Origin of the sequence: Clostridium sartagoforme (assembly GCF_004794105.1) — a bacterium.
Taxonomy (GTDB): domain Bacteria; phylum Bacillota; class Clostridia; order Clostridiales; family Clostridiaceae; genus Clostridium; species Clostridium sartagoforme_B.
On sequence record NZ_SRYR01000001.1, the window covers coordinates 959,068 to 978,681 of the forward strand.

The 19,614-nt window shown below is 27.5% G+C and carries 21 protein-coding genes and 1 riboswitch; of the genes, 20 read left to right on the forward strand and 1 reads right to left on the reverse strand.

What is annotated here, in order from left to right:
- Positions 1-75: 75 nt before the first annotated feature.
- The 15 genes from E5347_RS04325 to E5347_RS04395 all read left to right on the forward strand — a co-directional run bounded on the left by E5347_RS04325 (position 76) and on the right by E5347_RS04395 (position 13,444).
- Positions 76-906: a metallophosphoesterase family protein gene (locus tag E5347_RS04325; protein WP_168354895.1), complete on the forward strand. Its 831-nt coding sequence runs from the start codon at positions 76-78 to the stop codon at positions 904-906.
- Between the two features lie 16 nt (positions 907-922).
- A complete protein-coding gene (locus E5347_RS04330) occupies positions 923-2,005 on the forward strand; it encodes an ABC transporter ATP-binding protein (RefSeq protein ID WP_136005000.1) in 1,083 nt (360 codons plus the stop codon).
- On the forward strand, positions 2,002-2,874 hold the full coding sequence (locus E5347_RS04335) for a carbohydrate ABC transporter permease (RefSeq protein WP_243109716.1): 873 nt from the start codon (positions 2,002-2,004) through the stop codon (positions 2,872-2,874). The genes E5347_RS04330 and E5347_RS04335 overlap by 4 nt, the downstream gene beginning before the upstream one ends.
- Positions 2,875-2,887: 13 nt before the next feature.
- Positions 2,888-3,715 (forward strand): carbohydrate ABC transporter permease, encoded by an 828-nt coding sequence (locus E5347_RS04340; RefSeq protein ID WP_136005002.1) that lies wholly within the window; start codon positions 2,888-2,890, stop codon positions 3,713-3,715.
- A gap of 39 nt (positions 3,716-3,754) precedes the next feature.
- Positions 3,755-5,044: an ABC transporter substrate-binding protein gene (locus E5347_RS04345; RefSeq protein WP_168354896.1), complete on the forward strand. Its 1,290-nt coding sequence runs from the start codon at positions 3,755-3,757 to the stop codon at positions 5,042-5,044.
- Positions 5,045-5,215: 171 nt separating this feature from the next.
- Positions 5,216-6,013, forward strand: coding sequence for an HAD family hydrolase (locus E5347_RS04350; protein ID WP_136005005.1), 798 nt, complete (start codon positions 5,216-5,218; stop codon positions 6,011-6,013).
- A gap of 13 nt (positions 6,014-6,026) precedes the next feature.
- A complete protein-coding gene (locus E5347_RS04355) occupies positions 6,027-6,752 on the forward strand; it encodes a glycerophosphodiester phosphodiesterase (RefSeq protein ID WP_136005006.1) in 726 nt (241 codons plus the stop codon).
- A gap of 492 nt (positions 6,753-7,244) precedes the next feature.
- Entirely contained in the window at positions 7,245-7,724 is a 480-nt protein-coding gene (locus tag E5347_RS04360; RefSeq protein WP_136005008.1) for a helix-turn-helix domain-containing protein, read from the forward strand.
- A gap of 15 nt (positions 7,725-7,739) precedes the next feature.
- Positions 7,740-8,099: a DUF4180 domain-containing protein gene (locus tag E5347_RS04365; RefSeq protein ID WP_168354897.1), complete on the forward strand. Its 360-nt coding sequence runs from the start codon at positions 7,740-7,742 to the stop codon at positions 8,097-8,099.
- A gap of 192 nt (positions 8,100-8,291) precedes the next feature.
- Entirely contained in the window at positions 8,292-8,654 is a 363-nt protein-coding gene (locus E5347_RS04370) for an ArsR/SmtB family transcription factor (RefSeq protein ID WP_136005011.1), read from the forward strand.
- A gap of 45 nt (positions 8,655-8,699) precedes the next feature.
- Positions 8,700-9,446 carry an EFR1 family ferrodoxin gene (locus E5347_RS04375; protein WP_136005012.1) on the forward strand — a complete coding sequence of 249 codons (747 nt, stop codon included), beginning with the start codon at positions 8,700-8,702 and terminating at the stop codon, positions 9,444-9,446.
- 99 nt (positions 9,447-9,545) lie between these two features.
- A complete protein-coding gene (locus tag E5347_RS04380) occupies positions 9,546-10,304 on the forward strand; it encodes a MurR/RpiR family transcriptional regulator (protein WP_168354898.1) in 759 nt (252 codons plus the stop codon).
- A 192-nt stretch (positions 10,305-10,496) separates the two neighbouring features.
- Entirely contained in the window at positions 10,497-11,945 is a 1,449-nt protein-coding gene (locus E5347_RS04385) for a glycoside hydrolase family 1 protein (protein ID WP_136005016.1), read from the forward strand.
- A gap of 68 nt (positions 11,946-12,013) precedes the next feature.
- Positions 12,014-12,574, forward strand: a complete 561-nt coding sequence (locus tag E5347_RS04390) for a FlxA-like family protein (protein ID WP_136005018.1) — start codon at positions 12,014-12,016, stop codon at positions 12,572-12,574.
- A gap of 24 nt (positions 12,575-12,598) precedes the next feature.
- Positions 12,599-13,444 carry a Cof-type HAD-IIB family hydrolase gene (locus E5347_RS04395; protein WP_136005020.1) on the forward strand — a complete coding sequence of 282 codons (846 nt, stop codon included), beginning with the start codon at positions 12,599-12,601 and terminating at the stop codon, positions 13,442-13,444.
- 236 nt (positions 13,445-13,680) lie between these two features.
- On the opposite strand, the gene E5347_RS04400 is transcribed toward E5347_RS04395, so the two are convergent.
- Positions 13,681-14,532 (reverse strand): Cof-type HAD-IIB family hydrolase, encoded by an 852-nt coding sequence (locus tag E5347_RS04400; RefSeq protein WP_136005021.1) that lies wholly within the window; start codon positions 14,530-14,532, stop codon positions 13,681-13,683.
- A gap of 245 nt (positions 14,533-14,777) precedes the next feature.
- Here E5347_RS04400 and E5347_RS04405 point away from each other — a divergent pair, with 245 nt between their 5' ends.
- From E5347_RS04405 to uvsE, 5 genes are all read left to right on the forward strand, one after another.
- On the forward strand, positions 14,778-15,512 hold the full coding sequence (locus E5347_RS04405; protein ID WP_136005022.1) for a M15 family metallopeptidase: 735 nt from the start codon (positions 14,778-14,780) through the stop codon (positions 15,510-15,512).
- 120 nt (positions 15,513-15,632) lie between these two features.
- Entirely contained in the window at positions 15,633-16,451 is an 819-nt protein-coding gene (locus tag E5347_RS04410) for an aldo/keto reductase (RefSeq protein WP_136005024.1), read from the forward strand.
- Positions 16,452-16,577: 126 nt separating this feature from the next.
- A riboswitch (purine riboswitch) is annotated at positions 16,578-16,677 on the forward strand.
- Positions 16,678-16,771: 94 nt separating this feature from the next.
- Positions 16,772-17,767, forward strand: coding sequence for an adenosine deaminase (gene add / locus E5347_RS04415; RefSeq protein WP_136005025.1), 996 nt, complete (start codon positions 16,772-16,774; stop codon positions 17,765-17,767).
- Between the two features lie 73 nt (positions 17,768-17,840).
- Entirely contained in the window at positions 17,841-18,398 is a 558-nt protein-coding gene (locus E5347_RS04420; protein ID WP_136005027.1) for a DUF6512 family protein, read from the forward strand.
- 94 nt (positions 18,399-18,492) lie between these two features.
- The gene (uvsE, locus tag E5347_RS04425) at positions 18,493-19,470 is read left to right on the forward strand and encodes a UV DNA damage repair endonuclease UvsE (RefSeq protein WP_136005028.1); all 978 of its coding nucleotides are present in this window, start codon (positions 18,493-18,495) and stop codon (positions 19,468-19,470) included.
- Positions 19,471-19,614: the final 144 nt, after the last annotated feature.

The following is a 19,614-nucleotide window of genomic DNA, read 5'->3' on the forward strand; positions in this document are numbered from 1 at the left end:
AACCTTACCTACTACATTTTAAATATCGAAATTTAAGGATTATATTACAAAATAAAAATGAAAAGGAGATTAGTTATGAGATTAGTTTTATTAGGAGACTTTCATTATTCAGCTTTAGAGGAAAAGGATAAGAGCAAGGATATAGAGATATTTAATACTCGAGATAACTACTATGAAAAAGTAATTTCAGAATTTTTAACTACTGAAGGGGACTATCATATATCTTTAGGTGATATTACAAACTTTGGCGAGAAAGAGGAACTTAAATATGTATTTAAATCTATGAAAAAAGATAATGTTAATTTTATTTATGTAATAGGAAATCACGATAGTTATAATTCATCAAAAAAAGAAATTTTAAGAGAAGTTAATCAAAAAAGGTACTTTTCAATTTTAGAAGAGGGAATAAAATTGATTTTTATAGATTCTACATTAGAAAGTAATCGTGAGTGTTGGGCTGGATCAATAGATGAAGATCAACTTAAATGGTTGGAAAATGAAATTATATCTTCAAAGGAAGAAACAATTTTAATTTTCTCACATCATCCAGCTTACAATACTACAGCTTTATCAACTAAGGAAAATTTATATATTAAGGAAATAGATGAACTAAATAGAATTTTAGAATTGCATAAAGGCAGAGGAGTTTTTTTCTGTGGGCATAATCATCTTAACTCAATAATTAAGAGAGAAAATTGGCTTTTTGTTCAAACAGGAGCCATATTAGATATCAATGCTTTTAGAGTTGTTGATATTAATGAAGATAATATAGATATTCATTATAAAGAAATTGAAGATGTAAATAATATTTCAAAGTTTATTGGTGAAAATATGAATTATTTTATGATTAAAGAAGATGCAAGAGGAAGAGAAGAAGATAGAGTTTTATTAGTTTCTAATTTATAGTTGGAGGTAAAATAGCATGGGAAAAATTGTTCTGAAAAATATTAGTAAAAGTTATGACAAAGGAAATAATGTAATAGAAAATTTGAATTTAGAAATAGAAGATGGAAGTTTTACAGTGCTAGTAGGGGCTTCAGGTTGTGGAAAGTCTACAACACTAAGAATGATTGCTGGAATCGAAAAAGAAACCTCAGGCGAAATTTACATTGATGACAAGATGATAAATGGTGTAGAACCTGGAAAAAGAAATATTGCTATGGTTTTTCAAAACTATGCTCTTTATCCAACAATGACTGTAAGAGGGAATATAGAATTTGGGCTTAAAAATAAAAAAGTTCCCAAAGATGAAATTAAGAAAATTGTTGAAGAGATAGCTGATACAGTAGGACTTTCACCTTATTTAGATAAGAAACCACAGCAATTGTCAGGTGGACAAAGGCAAAGAGTAGCACTAGCTAGAGCAATGGTTAAGAAGCCAGCAGTATTTTTAATGGATGAACCATTATCCAACTTAGATGCTAAACTAAGGAATCAAATGAGGGCAGAATTAATAGAGTTGCATAAAAAACTGAAGACAACCTTTGTATATGTTACTCATGATCAAGTAGAAGCAATGTCTATGGCAGATAAAATAGTTTTACTAGATAAAGGTGAAATAATGCAAGTTGCATCGCCTAAAGAAATTTATAATAACCCTAGAAATAAGTTCACAGCACAGTTTATAGGGACACCACCTATGAATGTTATAGAGTGTGAAAAAATAGATGGATTCAATTTTAATAGCAATGCTAAATTCTTTGGGTTTAGACCTGAAAAAGCAAAGATATACAAAGATATGCCTAAATTTTCTGAAAATATTTTGGAGCTATCAGGTGAAATAAAAACTAAAGAAATGTTAGGTGCAGAGACTTTATATAAGATAAAAACTAATGCAGGAGATATAGTAATTAAAACTTATGAAAATAATGATATAGAATCTGATGAAGTTAATATTTGTGTAGGATGTAATGATATAGTTTATTTCGATAAGGATGAAAATAGAATTGAAGATAAAGTAGATGTATTACAAGAAGATATTGAAGTATATGAGGAAGTAATATGATGGAAATAAAAAAGATAAGACCTTATGGGATGGTTGCTCCTGCCTTAATTATATTTTTAGTATTTTCAATTTATCCAATAGGATACATGATATATTTAAGCTTTCATAATTGGGATTTAATTAATCCTGTAAAGCAGTTTGTTGGAATGAATAATTTTAAAGATTTAATTAATGATGCATTGTTTTTGCAAGTAATAAGAAATTCAATAGTTTATATGATTGTAACAGTATTAGGTTCAATTATACTAGGTACATTACTTGCAGTTTTCTTAAATAAAGATACAAGGATTAGCAGAATACTTCAAAGTGTGACATTTGCTCCGTATGTAATTTCAATGGTATCTGTAGCTTTTATATGGCAATGGATAATGGATGCAGATTATGGATTACTAAATTACTTTTTAAACTTTTTTGGAATTAGTAATATTGATTGGCTTAATAATACAAGTATAGCTATATTTTCTTTAGCAGTAATATCAATATGGAAGAGTCTTGGATATAACGCATTAATTATTTTAGCTGCTTTAAAGAGCGTGCCTAAATATATCTATGAGGCAGCGCAAATAGATGATACTAAACCTATGAAAGTGTTTTTTAAGATTACACTTCCTATGATATCCCCGTCTTTATTCTTTCTTACAATTATGAATATAATATCATCCTTTAAGGTGTTTGAAACAATTAGTCTTATTACTGCAGGGGGGCCTATAAACTCCACTAATACCTTGGTTTATTATATTTACGAATATGGTTTTAAATACAATAAGATAGGATATGCATCAGCAGCAGGAGTTATTCTATTTTTAATATTAGGTATAATGACAATTTTTTATTTTAAAGTATTAAGTAGAAAAGTTCATTATAGGTAGAGTAGGAGGATATATGGATATAAAAAAGATCATATCAAAAATAGGCAGAACAATTATAAGCTTAATCGTATTTCTAGTGTTCTTTATTCCTTTTTATTGGATGGTAATAACCTCTATAAAAAGTTTATCTGAAACACTAACATTTCCTCCAAGTTTTTGGGCAGAGAAGATACAGTTTGAAAATTTCACTAAAGCATTAAGTACTGGACCATTTTTACAATATACAAAAAATAGCTTTATAGTTACATTTGCTACTTTAATTCTTCAATTTATTACTGTAATCCCAGCAGCTTATGCCTTTGCAAGATATAAGTTTAAGGGAAGTAAATTAATGTTTGGATTAATAATGGCTACTATGATGATTCCTGCTCAGCTAATTTTCTTACCAGTATTTATTATGTTTAGTAAATGGAAGATGGTAAATAGTTATTTTTCATTAGTTATACCTTTTGCATCTAGTGCCTTTGGAATTTTTATGCTTAGGCAATCCTTTATGCAAGTTCCACAAGAACTACTAGAAGCTGCAAGGTTAGATAATTCAGGTGAGTTTAAGATAATGTATAAAATAATGTTACCGATGGCAAGACCTACGTTAATCACATTAGGGCTATTAACTTTTATTAGTACCTGGAATGACTATTTTTGGCCTCTTGTATTAACAACAAAGGATGTTATGAGAACTTTGCCAGTAGGAGTTGCAGGGATTGCTCAGGTAGATGGGGGAATATCTTATAATATTTTAATGGCAGGAAGCATGATACTAATAATACCAGTATTAATTATTTATTTCTTTGCTCAAAAGCATATTATAAAAGCTTTTACTTATATAGGAGATAAATAAATATATTTATAAATTAAAGAAATTATGGAGGGGAAATTTATGAAAAAGAGAATATTATCGATTTTATCAGCAGTTGTATTATCCACATCACTTGTTTTAGGAGGGTGTAGTGCCAATGATGAGGCTCAAACTGAAGCCGGAGGAAAGGTTGAATTGAATTTCTGGTATGCATTTAAAGATAAAATTGAAGCTAATAACCAAGAGTTAGTTAAAGAATTTAATGAATCTCAAGATAAAATACATGTAACAGCAGAATACCAAGGAAATTATGCTGATTTGCACGCGAAAACTAAAACTGCATATACTGCAGGAGAAGCACCAGAAGTTACTATAGTAGAAATAGCTTCTATTCAAGAATTTGCTGAATCAGGATTACTTGAAGATTTAACACCATTTGTAGAAAAAGATAAGGTAGATATTGAAGATTATCAGCCAGGATTAATGGAAAACTCATATGTTAATGATAAACTTGTAGCTATTCCTTATTTAAGAAGTACACCAATTTTATATATGAATGCAACCTTACTTAAAGAAGCTGGATTAGACCCTTCAGGTCCAAAGAATTGGGAAGAGTTTGAAGAATATTGTAGAAAGCTAAGTAAGGATGGAGTAGTAGGTTTAACATATCCAGTATATATATGGGTAGCAGAAGGTTTCTTAGCTCAAGCTGGTGGAGGATCAATGATAAGTGATGATAAAACTATGTCTAACGTAAATACTCCTGAAATGGTTAAGAGTTTAGAATTTGTTAAAAAGATGAGTGATGAAGGAATAATAAAAATATTACCAGCTGGTACTGAAGGAAATGATAAATTAAAGATAGACTTTAAAAACCAAAAGACAGCAATGTTCTTCTCATCAACAGCAGATTTAACATATAACCTGCAAGTAGCCAGTGAAAGTGGTTTTGAATTAAATACTGCATTTATGCCATCAGATGTAAAAGCAGCAGTTCCTACAGGTGGATCTAATATAGTAATGACTAGTGGATTATCTAAGGAAAAGCAAGAAGCAGCTTGGGAATTTATAAAGTTCATGACAGATAAAGAAAGAACTGAACAGGCATCAAAGAATACTGGATATTTACCAACAAGAATTTCAGCAGTTAATTCAGATACAATGCAAGCATTATATCAAGAAAAACCTCAATTTAAGGTAGCTGTTGATCAATTACAAAATGCTAAGGGGCGACCTATGGTTAAAAGTTATTCAGAAATAGAAAAACTTATTAAGGAATCACATGAAAGAATATTATTACAAGGTGCAGATATAAATACTGAACTTACTAAATTAGATTCAGATATAAATAAATTATTAAGTGAAAAGTAAGAATAGTACAAATAGATTTTAATTAAAATATACCACTTCATATTTTAGTATATTTCAAATGATTAAAGTATTTAAAAGCATATAAATGTATGTGAAAGTATTTAAAACTATTAAGAAATATTAATTTGAGGTGGTATATCCAATAAGACAAATAAAAGAGAGGACATATACATGAATATAAAGATGATTGTATCTGATTTAGATGGGACACTATTTAATAGTGATGAAGAAGGATATGATATTTCTACAGAACTTATAGAAAGAATAGATGATTTTAAGAAAAGCGGTAAAATATTTACAATAGCAACAGGAAGACCAGAAGAATCGAGTTTAGAAGTTATAAAAAAATTAAATGTTGATGTACCTTACATAGCATGTAATGGAGCAAAGATACTTGATAGATATGGGAAAATTCTTTATTCTAATACCTTTCCGTTAAAGCTTTGGGTAGATTTTTTAGAAAGAATTCAGGAAGTTGATCCAACTACTATCTTTTATAATGATGGACAAGTCTTCTGTATGAAATATACAGAGAGAATTGTTATATTCGAGAAAAAGGAACTTGTTAAAAGCAGAGTTGTAGATAAAGAGTTTCTTAAATCAGATTTAAATGTAAATAAGTTACTGATAATTGGGAATGTAGAAAAAATAAAAGGATACTGGAACAAGTTAGATGAGTCTTTTAAGAGCCAATATAGATATATAATATCAGAAGATGATTATTTTGAGATAGTTAAAAAAGATATTTCGAAAGGGAATGCTTTAAAAAAGTTAAAGAAATATTTAGGCATTAGAGATGATGAGGTTGTATCAATTGGTAATCATATGAATGATAAAGAATTAATAGAAGAATCATTTGTTGGTGTAGCTGTTGCAAATGCTGTTGAAGGATTAAAAGAAGTAGCTGACTTTGTAACAGAAGGTGAGTATGAACAAGGTGTTATTGAGGTAATTAAGAAATTTTCCTAGAGGGGGTATAGTAATGAAGAAAAGTTTAAATATAGCTCATAGGGGATTTTCAGGAGAATATCCGGAAAATACTATGAGGGCTTTTATTGAAGGAGTTAAAGCAGGCTGTGATGGGATTGAAACGGATGTGCATTTGACAAAAGACGGGATATTAGTAATTTGTCATGATGAGACTATAGATAGAACTACAAATGGAAATGGATATATTAATAATTATACTTATGATGAGTTAAGTAATTTTGATGCAGGAATAAGGTATGGTGAAGATTTTATTGGAGAAAAGATTCCAACTTTAGATAATTTATTTGAATTTGTTAAAGATAAAGGTTTACTTATAAATATAGAACTTAAGAATAATATAATTAACTATAAGGGAATGGAAGAGAAAGTAATTGAAAAGATTTATGAATATGATTTAAGCAATAATGTCATATTATCTTCATTTAATCATCAGTCAATGGTTAGAGTTAAGGAAATTGATAGTAATATAAAGACAGGACTACTTTATATGTCTGGAATTTACAAAGTTCATGAGTATGCTAAAAAGTGTAAGGCAGATGCAATACATCCAATTTATTTATCTGTGCTTGATGAAGAAGTTGTTAATGAAATCCATAATGAGGGTATTTCTATAAATGCTTGGACAGTAGATAACGATAATGATATGAAGAAATTAATAAACTTAGGTATAGACGGAATAATTACAAATTACCCTAATATAATGAACAACATGTTATAAAATACGAGGTATTTTAAAATGAAAAAACTAAGGTAATGAAAGAATGAAGGAATGTAGGAAGGGGTTTTGCTATGCAAAGCCTCTTTTGTTTTAAAGATGTCCTTATAATTAGTAAGGATTTTTTATAGGCATTCTTCATTTTTTAATTTTTCATTCTTTAATTAATGAAATACTTCGCATTTTAAAGCTATACTGAATTAAATTATAGATACACATAGCTAGTAATTTTTTGTCTTATCCATAATATAAAAGTGATTAAGGATATGTAAGATTTAAAATGATACTTGTTTCTGAATATAATAACATTTTTTCTAAGATTTTATTGAATTTTATATTGTTAATTAATGAATTAGAAAAATGAATTTTATTAGCAATAAAGTACAATAAAATATAATAAAGTATAATAAAGTATAACAAAGTTTATTGAAATTATTGACAAGTTAAATTGCTTCATATAGTATTAATGTGTAAATTAGAAAAGAGGTTCGGTAAATGGAAGATAAATTTTATAACATAGAACAAGTTGCAGAAATTTTAGATGTACATCATAAAACTGTTAGAAAGTTTATAAAAGATGGAAAGCTTAGAGCTAATAAGCTTGGAAAGCAATGGAGAATATCTAAAAATGATTTGGATTTATTTACCAATAATAAAGATTCAGCTGTAGATATAGGAAGTTCTAAGAATGATGAAGAGATAGAATTTGAAAATAACTATTACAAAAGTGAAGAAGATAATGTAATAAAAGTATCAAGTGTTGTTAATATAGAGCATATTAATGAAGAAGAGTATATACGAACTTCAAATATGCTGTTATCAGTAATGAATTGTAATGATGAAAAATTAATAGGTAATAGAATTAATATGAAATATAGCAAAAATGAAAAAAGGCTAAGAATTATGCTATGGGGAAGTATTGATGTAGTAAAAGATTTATTAGATGTAATATCAGTATTTAGTAAAGTAAAATAAATGGAGATGATAGTAATGAAATATAATGTTGTTAATAAAAATAATGAAAGCTATATAATTTTAAATAATAATGGAACAAAAATATCCTCAGAACAGGATATGCTAGATATAATAGGGTTTTGCTTTGAAAGTGGAGTAAATTCAGTAGCTATTGATGGAAATATTCTTTCAGATGAATTTTATGATTTAAAAACAAAGATACTTGGAATGTCCTTGCAAAAGTTTATAAATTATAATATAAGATTAGCTATAATTATTAATGAAGAAAAATTACTTAGTGATAGATTTAAAGAACTAAAATTAGAACTTAATAAGGGTGGAAATATTAGAGTTTGCCATAGCATTGAAGAAGCAGAAATATGGTTAGTTAAGTAATAAACTTTTGTAAAAGGAGAAGAAATTGTAATATGCAGTTTCTTTTCCTTTATTTTTTCTTATATATAGGCGTATTTCATATAGTGATATTTTAATGGTCTTGATTTTCTTTACCAATGAAATTTTATAAAAATCATATGATATAATGGTTTAGTATTTCAAACCATTACTTGAAAGAAGGTGTAGATTTATATGAAAGATTGCAATGTAGATATGCTTAAGTTAACAAAAGAGTTTAAGGAGTGTCAAAAGATATTTACATCTATTGGAGATGAAACTAGACAACTTATTATTATAGCCTTACTTGAAAGTGATTGTAATGGCATTCGTGTAGGTGAGATAACTAAAAAGACGCATCTTTCAAGACCAGCAGTATCTCATCATTTGCAGATTTTAAAAGAAAATAAGATTATTAGTATGAGAAGAGAAGGAACGAAGAATTATTATTTTATTGATCCAAAAGGAGTAGAATTTAAAAAGCTATTTAATCTTTTGAGTCATATTACAAATATAATTGATGATATTTCAGATTGTGAATATGATGAGTTTAATTAAGAATATTATTTTAAATACATACTATTAAATATAGGAGGAGATTGTATGATTTTATATTTTAGTGGAACAGGAAATAGCAGTTATACAGCAAAGACAATTCAATCAGTTATTGGAGATGAGATTGTATCTATAAATGAACTTATGAAAAAAGAAAGCAAGGAAACTCTCAAATCAAACAAACCATTTGTTTTTGTTTGCCCAACTTATGCATGGAGAATACCAAGAGTAGTAGAGGCGTTTATAAAAGAAACTAAATTTCTAGGGGAGAAGGATGTTTATTTTATAATGACTTGTGGTGGAGATACAGGTAATGCTATTAATTATATAAAAGATCTCTGTGTACAAAAAGGATTTAATTTAAAAGGTTTTGCATCATTAAAGATGCCTGATAATTATATTACTATGTACAATACTCCTAAAAGAGAAGATGTTAATGAAATGATTGAAGCTTCTACTAAGATAGTAACTTCCTTATCAGAAGATATTAAGGTAGGAAATAGCTTTAAAGAAAAAGAAATAAATCTTGGAGATAAATTAAAAAGTGGTATTGTAAATTCTTTATTTTATTCTGCTTTTGTAAGTGCCAAGGGGTTTAAGTATACAGAAGAGTGCATTAGCTGTGGTAAATGTGTTAAATTATGCCCTTTAAATAATATTGAATTAGTTAAAGGAAAGCCAAAGTGGGGAGAAAAATGTACTCATTGTATGGCCTGTATTTCTAGGTGTCCTAAAGAAGCAATAGAATATAAAAATAAAACAAAGGGAAGAAATAGATACTATCTTGAGAATTAACTATAGTAAGTGATTATATTATAAAATAATCTTGTTTTTATGGTATAATTTTATAAAAGAAATATATGAAATTATAATAAAAATAGGAGAATATTAATATTGATAATTATAGATAAGCTAAATAATTATATAAATAATCATAATAGTGAGGATATAAACTACAATATAGCTTCTTTTATAGTAAATAACATAGAAATCATACCAGATTATAATATAACTGAAGTATCTAAAAAATGTTTTGTATCACAAGCAACAGTTAGTAGATTTATAAAGAAGCTAGGCTATATTGATTATAATACATTTAAAGAGGAATGTAGCCATTATATAGAAAATATAAAGGCTAGTAAAGATGATAATTATACTGATATAAATTTATTAGGTGAAGATCTAAAATTACTATATAAGAAGATCAATTTAAATAACATAAAAAAAGTAGCTTCACTTATTAGTAGTTATAATAAGATTTATATTTCTGGACTTAATTATTGTTATTTAATGGCCCAATATTTTCAAATGGAATGTTATCCTTTTGGGAAATTTATTAAAGTAATTGAGGATAATGAAGAAATTAAAAATATAGAAGAAGATAGCTTGTTATTAATATTAACTACATCAGGAACTTTTTTTAATGTTAATAGAGTTATTAAAGAACATTTAAGAGAGTGTAAATCTAAAAAAGTACTTATTTCTATACAAGATTTAGATTTGAAAGTTAAAAAGTTATTTGATAGTAGCCTTACTCTAGATGCTAATCTCGGAGTGAAAAATAGCCGTTATGTTATGATGGCTTTGTTAGATAAGATAATAGAAGAGTTAAATGAAACAAGGTTCTGTTATACTATGGATAATGAAGAATAAATAATGAATAATTACTTAGAAAACTCCTTTTGGAGTTTTTTTATTTAGATTATTTTAAATTAATAAACTTATATTGGGCTGTATGTGACAGATATTTATTATTTATATTCAAAAATTGAATAAAAAATTTTTTGGAAGAATTTAAGTATATAATTTAATCATAAATAAATTATTTTTTAAGGAGGAAGATTTATGAGTTTACCAAAGAATTTTTTATGGGGAGGAGCAACGGCTGCTAACCAATTTGAAGGCGGATATAGAGAAGGTGGAAAAGGTCTAAGTACTGCAGATGTTATGACTGGGGGAACACATACAACTCCAAGAAGAATAACTCCTAAATTAGAAGAAGGAACATATTATCCAAGCCATGAGGCAATAGATTTTTATCATAATTATAAAGAAGATATTAGATTATTTGCCGAAATGGGATTTAATGTTTTTAGGATGTCAATAAACTGGACTAGAATATTTCCTAATGGTGATGAGTTAGAGCCAAATGAAGAAGGATTAAAATTTTATGATGATGTTTTTGCTGAGCTAAAAAAGTATAATATAGAACCTTTAGTTACAATTTCTCATTATGAAATGCCATTTGGATTAGTTGAAAAGTATAATGGATGGGCTAGTAGAGAAGTAATTGACTGCTATGTTAGATACTGTGATACTATATTTAATAGATATAAAGATGTAGTAAAATATTGGCTAACATTCAATGAAATAAATTGTTTAACTAATAAGTTTGGATCTTTTATGGCTGGAGGAATATTATTAGAAGATGGTGGAGAACTTGTACTTAATGCTAATGATGATAATGATAGTAGTAAACAAATCAGATTCCAAGCACTTCATCATCAATTTATAGCAAGTGCAAAGGCTGTTAAGTTAGGACATGAAATCAATAGTGATTTTAAAATAGGATGTATGATTGCATATATGTGTACTTATCCTTATACATGTAATCCAGAGGATGTATTCTTAGCTCAACAAAGAGATAATTTAAACAATTTCTTATGTTCAGACGTTCAAGTAAGAGGAGCATATCCAGGATTTGCAAAGAGATATTTTAAAGAAAACAATATAGAAATTAAGATGGAAGAAAATGATGAAGAAATTTTAAAAGAAGGTTGTGTTGATTTCTATACATTTAGCTACTATATGTCAAACTGTACAACTGCAGATAAAGAAGTAGAAAAGACAGCTGGAAATATCATGGGTGGAGCAAAAAATCCATATCTTAAAGCTAGTGATTGGGGATGGCAAATTGACCCTAAGGGATTAAGATGGACATTAAATAATATATATAATAGATATCAAATTCCAATGATGGTAGTAGAAAATGGACTAGGTGCAGTTGATAAAGTAGAAGATGGTTCAATTAAAGATGATTACAGAATTAGCTATTTAAGAGATCATATAATTGAAATGAAGGAAGCTGTTGAAGACGGAGTAGAATTAATAGGATATACTCCTTGGGGATGTATAGATTTAGTAAGTGCATCAACAGGTGAAATGAAAAAGAGATATGGATTTATTTATGTAGATAAAGATAATGATGGTAATGGAGATTTAAGTAGAAGTAAAAAGGATAGTTTTTATTGGTATAAAAAAGTTATAGAAAGTAATGGGGAAATTTTAGAATAATTAATAATTTAAGGTTAATTTAAGCTTCAAGTTATATTATAAAAGAAATAGGATTTGGAGGTTTAAATATGAGTGCAATAAGCATAAATAATAATTATAATGGAGACTCTACATACACAGCTAGGAAAAATAATGCAGCACAGATAAGTAGTTTGATGAAGGAAAGAGAATCTTTGCAAGAAGAACTTAAAAGCCTACAGAAAGAAATAACTTCTACTAATAGCGATGAAAGTGAAACAGTGGAAGAGGAAATGGAGTCTTTACAATCACAAATTACTAATATCGATAGTCAAATAGCTAGATTACAAGCAGAAGAAGAGGAAAAGACAAGTAGTAATTCTTCAAATAATTATAGTAAAGTAGAGTATCCATCTCAAAAATTAGATAATCCTGAAGCTTTAAATACAACTCTAAGTAAATTAGATGAGAATACTAAATTATTAGAAAATGAGATTATTTTAGATAAGGCTAGAGGGTTCAATACTGAAGATAAGGATAAGATTCTATCAAATATAAAAAATAATATAGAAAATATTAACTCTAAGCTTCAAGATGGTAGTGGAGATGAAAGTAAAAAAATAAGTGAAGATATTGAATTAGTAGGAAATTTCGTCGACTCTGAAGCTTAGAATTAATAAGTAATAGGAGTATATATGGATAAAAAGTTGATTTTTATGGATGTTGATGGAACATTATGTGATATGAGTGGACAAGTTCCAAAGTCAGCTAAAGAGGCTATTGAGTTAGCTAGAAATAATGGACATCTAGTGTTTATTTGCACAGGTAGATCAAAGCCAGAAATTACTGAGGATATAGAGTCAATAGGCTTTGATGGAATGATTTGTGCAGGCGGCGGCTATATTGAAATTGATAGTGAAATATTAATGCATAAGAAAATGCCTAAAGAAGATGTTTTGAAATTAATAGAGTACTTTGAAAGTCATAACATTGCTTACTATATAGAATCAAACGATGGATTATTTGGTAGCAAAAACTGTAAAGATACTATTTTAAGACAGGTTACTAAGGGTCTCGTAAGAAATAGCAAGGAATATGAAGAAGCTAAAGAAGAAATTAAATGGTTTAATGAAGTTCTAGATGAGTATAAGGATAAAGAAGTTGATTATAGTAATGTAAATAAGATTTCATTTATTTCTAATGGACATCCTTATGAAAAAGTTTATGAAAGATTTAGTAAAGAACTAGAAATATATCATAATACAGTTCCTCAATTTGGACATAATAGTGGTGAAATTGGAATTAAAGGTATAAATAAATATACAGCTATTGAATTTGTTATAAATCATTTAGCTATAGATAAAGAAAATACACTAGCATATGGTGATGGTGAAAATGATATAGAGATGTTTAGAGCGGTTAATTATGGAGTAGCAATGGAAAATGCAAAACCTGCATTAATTAAAGTTGCAAATGAAATTACTTATGATGCTAGCAATGAGGGTATATACTTTAGTTTTAAAAAGAATAATTTAATATAAGCAATAGGGCTATATAATGTGAATTTTTTTATTAAATTAATCCCATATAGCTCTTTTTACTTTGTTGTGAATAGGAGAAAAAGTAGTTAATTTTGTGTGAAAAGAAGAGGAACTACTGTACCTTATAAGAATTTAATAGTATATAATAATGAATTTTAAATAAGTCATAATAAAAAATGCCCATGAAGAAACTTCATGGGCATTAATAAGATATCATTAAACTTTATATTTAAAAATTACATATCTATGCCTTTTATATATTTACTTAGAGTATACGCTATACCATCTTCTTCATTAGATAAAGTAACTTCATTAGCAATAGCCTTTAAATCATCTACGGCATTTTCCATAGCAACTCCAATACCTGCATATTTAACCATTGAAGCATCATTGTGCCCATCTCCAAAAGCAATCATTTCTTCTTTTTTATAACCCATTGGAATTAATACGCTATCTAAAGCCTTAGCCTTATCTATTCCCTTAGCTGTGAATTCAAAGTAGAATGGAGCAGTAAACATACAACTTAATTTATCTTTAAAGGGTTCCATCATTTCTTTATAATGTTCTTCTAAATATTCTGGGTCACCTGCAGTTAAAATTTTATTTAAGGGGTAATCAGCAAAAGCTGCTAAATCTTCTTGTTCACATAATTTAAATTTTCCACCACGAGATTCATATTGAATTATATTAAAAGGTTCTCCATTGTGAATTACTTCATTATCAAATACATCATTGACATACATATAATCACCTTTATCAATCATAGGCTTAACTTTGAAGTTTTTCATATGTTCAAGAACAGCTTGTCCTTCTTCTACAGACATAGTTTCATTAAATAAAACTTTATTAGTTTCACAGTCAATAACTTTAGATCCATTAAAAGAAACTAATAGTCCATTATGTTCATTCATTTTAAGTTCTTTAGCTAAATCAAGTAATCCAGAGGTAGGTCTTCCAGATGCTAAAACTAGTATTGATCCAAGCTTTTGTGCCTTTATTAAAGCTTTTTTTGTCTTTTCTGTAACCACTTTTCTACTGTTAGTTAATGTTCCATCAACATCCATGATTATTACTTTTATATCACTCATATTTTTCCCTCCACTTATTATTTTATTTAATTATACTAATATTAGGAATATAAGTGAAGGCGTATTCAATTTATGAATATTAAATTAATGATATAAGATAAGCATTAAAAAATTCTCATAAAATATTTCTCTTAAAACTACATAAGTTTAATAATTTTGATACAATTACTATAAGGATTTATTAAATTGTATGTATAAAGTTGAATTAATGAGTTGAGTATTATATGTAAGGAGTTGATAATTATATGGTAAAAAGAAAGATTAGAAGGAAGAGAAAAAGAAGAGCTATTATAGTATTTTCCTTTATAGCAGTAGTATTAACAACTTATTTTTTTATAAATTTAAATAATAGAATGATTGAGTCAATTAATAATAGAATAGAATCAATAGGTAATTTTAGAGATAATACAAATCAAAGTAATAGTTCACAAAATTTAATTTTAGTAAACAAAAGTAATTCTTTAAGCAGAAATTATCAGCCAGATGACTTAGTAATTCCTAATATCAGATTTGATAATATTGCAGATGATATGGTTCAATATGTAAGATATGATGCAGCTATTGCGTTAGAAGAGTTATTTCAATCAGCAGAAAGGCAAGGAATTAACTTGATTGCAGTATCAGGGTATAGATCTTATTCATATCAAGATAATGTATATAGAAATGAAGTTAATACTGTAGGTAGAATTGAAGCTGATAAGTATGTTGCAAAAGCAGGAGAAAGTGAACATCAAACAGGTTTATCTATGGATATATTATCAGATGAGTATCTATCATTAGATGATGGCTTTGAGAATACCATTGCATTTAGTTGGCTTGAAGATAATATGAGTAAATTTGGATTTATTCTAAGATTTCCTAAAGGGAAAGAAGATATTACAGGATATTCTTACGAACCTTGGCACATAAGATATGTTGGTATATCTGCAGCAACTGAAATAATGGAAGAGGGTTTAACTCTTGAAGAGTATCTTAATTAACAACATATATTTATAATAGACAAATATATGTTGTTAAATTCTCCTATCTACTTTGATTTTGATTATTAACAAAATTAGGATATAATATTCATATAAATACTTATATTTGGAGGTAGTAAAATGAATATAGAGAGTACTATAAAAATGAATACTGGTAATGCGATTTACCAATTTGGCTTAGGGGTTTGGAGAAGCGGAGAAGCTACTAAGGATGCAGTTCTTACTGCATTAAAGCTTGGCTATAGACATATAGATGCAGCTGCAATATATGGTAATGAAGAAGCTGTAGGTGAAGCTATTAGAGAAAGTGGAATTCCTAGAGAAGAGCTATTTATAACTACAAAGTTATGGAATCAAGATATGAGAGATGAAAGAGTAATGGAAGCTTTTGAAACTAGCTTAAAAAAGCTTGGATTAGACTATGTTGATTTATACTTAATTCACTGGCCAGTTAAGGATAAATATATTAAGTCCTATAAGGTTATGGAAGAAATCTATAAGAGTGGTAGGGCAAAAGCTATTGGAGTTTCAAACTTTAAAATTCATCATTTAGAGGATTTATTATCAAATACAGAAATAGTTCCAGCAGTTAATCAAATGGAATTTAATCCTCAAATGCAGGATAATGCTCTTGTAGAATTCTGTAATGATAAGGGAATAGTCTTTGAAGCTTGGTCACCTCTTGGCTCAGGTGCCTGCTTAGAAAATGAGGAAATAAAGAAAATAGGCGAGAAGTACAATAAGTCTGTAGCACAAGTAATTATTAGATGGATATTACAAAAGGGGATAGTAGTATTCCCTAAGTCTGTTCATAAAGAGAGAATAAAAGAAAATGCTGATGTATTTGATTTTGAATTAACTAATGAAGAAATTGAGTTGATTAATGGAATGAATAAGAATATAAGAACTGGAGCAGACCCAGATACCTTTACTTTCTAAGAATCATTAATTATTTTAATAATTAATATATTGACTATTTTAATTATTGTGCTAGAATAATTATTAATTTAAATATAGAGAAATAAAAAAGGAAATATAATTATAAATTTTTATATATTATTGTAATTATCAATAATTACAAAGCTTCGTATAACCCTAATAATATGGTTTAGGGGTCTCTACCAAGGACCGATAATTCTTGATTACGAAGAAGTCACTTTGCGTGATTTCTTCGTAATCAAGTTTTTTTTATACAAAATTACAACTTTTCTGGTTCCCTAGGTATAAATTAATAATTATATTTAGTAAGGAGGAATGTTATGGATATAAAAAAATTACCAAAGATAGAATTACATTGTCATTTAGACGGTAGTCTAAGAATAGAAACAGCTGTAGAACTGGCAAAGAAAGAAAAAATAGAAATTGAGAGTTATAGATATGAGTATGTTAAAGATCTTTTATCCATTGGAGAAGAATGCACTTCATTAGATGATTATTTAACTAAATTCTATTTACCTAATTCTCTTATGCAAAGCTCTGAAAATTTAAAGAGAATTGCCTATGAATTACTAGAAGATGCATCAAAAGAAAATGTTAAATATATGGAGGTCAGATTTGCTCCAATATTACATACACAAAATGGACTTACATTAAAAGAAGTAATAAAAGCTGTAGTAGATGGAATTAAGAAGGCTGAACTAGACTTTGATATTAAGGGTAATGCTATAATTTCATGTATGAGAAGTATGAGTTTAGATCACGTATATGACTCTATAGAAGCTGGTAAAGAATTTATAGGACAAGGTGTTAGTGCTATTGATTTAGCAGCTGTTGAAAATAAAGGCTTTGCAGTAGATTATATTGATGCTATTAATTTAGCTAAAGGATATGGATATAAAGTTACTATTCATGCTGGTGAAACAGGCTTTGCAGAAAATGTTATTGATGCAATAAACTTATTAGGAGCTGAAAGAATAGGACATGGATTTTATATTTATAAAAGTAAAGAAGTCTATGATTTAGTAAAAGAAAAGGGCGTTACTTTAGAGGTTTGCCCTAAAAGTAATATTGATACTAAAGCTGTAGATTCATATAAGAATCATCCATTTTATAAATATTATAAAGATGGTATAAATATTTCTATAAGTACGGATAATAGAACAGTTTCTAATATAACATTATCTGAAGAATTAGAAAGTATATTTAATACTTTTGACTTAACTTTAGATGAGTATAATGATATTTATTACAGAAGTATAAAATCAGCTTTTTGTGATGAAGAAACTAAGAAGTGGTTATTAACATTTGTTAATTAGAATATTTATTTTGCATAGTTTGTAGTTAATCTAACATAAAATATAATGTAAATATTATATTGGAGGAATTAAATTGAACTGCAAAAAACTGTTGAAATACGAGATAGCTGGTATATTTATAATATTTTTCTTAGGACTGCTTTGGCATCAATTATATGATATCTTAGGTCAAAATTTTATAGTTGGATTAATAGCACCTGTAAATGAAAGCATGTGGGAGCATTGGAAAATAGGATTTTTTCCAATAATAATTTATTCAATTATAGAGTACTTTTTTGTTAAAGATGAAACAAGAAACTTTTTATTTAGTAAGTTTATTTCAATTATTATATTTGAAATAGTTTGTTTTTCATTAACTGCACTTTGGCATTATTTCTTCAAGGAAGCACCTGAAACTTTAAACTTAATAGTTGATATAGGTTCATATTTTATAGGCATAGTATTTGGACAAATATCAGGGTATTATACAGCTTGCAAAACTAATTATAAAAAAACACTTTTTTATGTTGCAATCCTTGGAATACTTATTCATATAATAGTATTTATTATATTCACTATTAATCCACCAAAATATGATTATTTTAAAGATAGTACTACAGGAAAATATGGAATTTTTAATACTACATCTTAATAGTGTATATTATATTTTAACGTTATAAATTATTGTTTATATTTGAAATAGTAGGATAAACTAATTTTAATGAATTTTAGAATGGAGAAGATTTATGAGAATTAGACTTGGGTATGTTGCTATTTCAAATGTACTAGGAAAGAAGGTTACTAGCTCTAGCACAGTGACCTATTCAAATTATTTAAAAATTAATACTGAAGAAAAAAGATTAGAAAAGTTGAAAACTGTGGCCTTATCTAATCTTATAGCTCTTGAAGAATTATTAAAATATAATATAAAGAATAATATTCACTTTTATAGAATAACTTCAGCTTTAGTTCCTTTAGTAACACATCCTGATGTTGGATACTGGGGACATAGAGAAATTTATAAAAAAGATTTTCAGTACATAGGAAAACTTATAAAGGATTCTAACATGAGAGTAGATACTCACCCAGATGAATTCAATGTAGTAAACAGTAATAATCCTCAAGTAGTTGAAAATACAATAATTAATTTAAGTAGACAAGTCGAATGGTTTGAAGATATGGACTATAAGGATGGGAAAATGGTTATTCATGTTGGTGGAGCTACAGGGGGTAAAGAAAAAGCAATAACAAGATTTATTGATAATTTTTCAAAAATGCCAAGATCAATAAAAGAAAGACTTATGATAGAGAATGACGATAAGACTTATACTGCCAATGAAACTTTAAATTTATGTAAAAGCATAAATGTACCTATGGTTTTAGATATTCATCATCATAATTGTAATAATAACGGTGATGAAATAACAAATATATTAGAAGACATATTTAATACTTGGAATAATGAGAATTTACCACCTAAGATGCATTTTTCATCTCCTAAAGATATAAGCTTAGTAGATAAAGTAGATAAAAAACACTCTGACTTTATAAATCCTGTAGATTTTATAGAATTTATAGAAAAGCTAAGACCTTATAAACGTGATATTGATATAATGCTAGAATGTAAAGAAAAAGATGTAGCTTTATTTAAGTTAGTTAGTGACCTTAAAGAAATAATTCCAAGTTTAAAATGGGAAGATGAAACAACACTAATATTAAACTGAAAAATTTATGGATTATTATAAATAACTTTTTATAGAAAAATAAAAAATATTGAGGTGAAATATATAGAATTTGTTTTAATCAGCATATAGTTTTAGAAATTATATGCTGATTTTTTTATTCATTAATTATCGATTCTTTTTAGT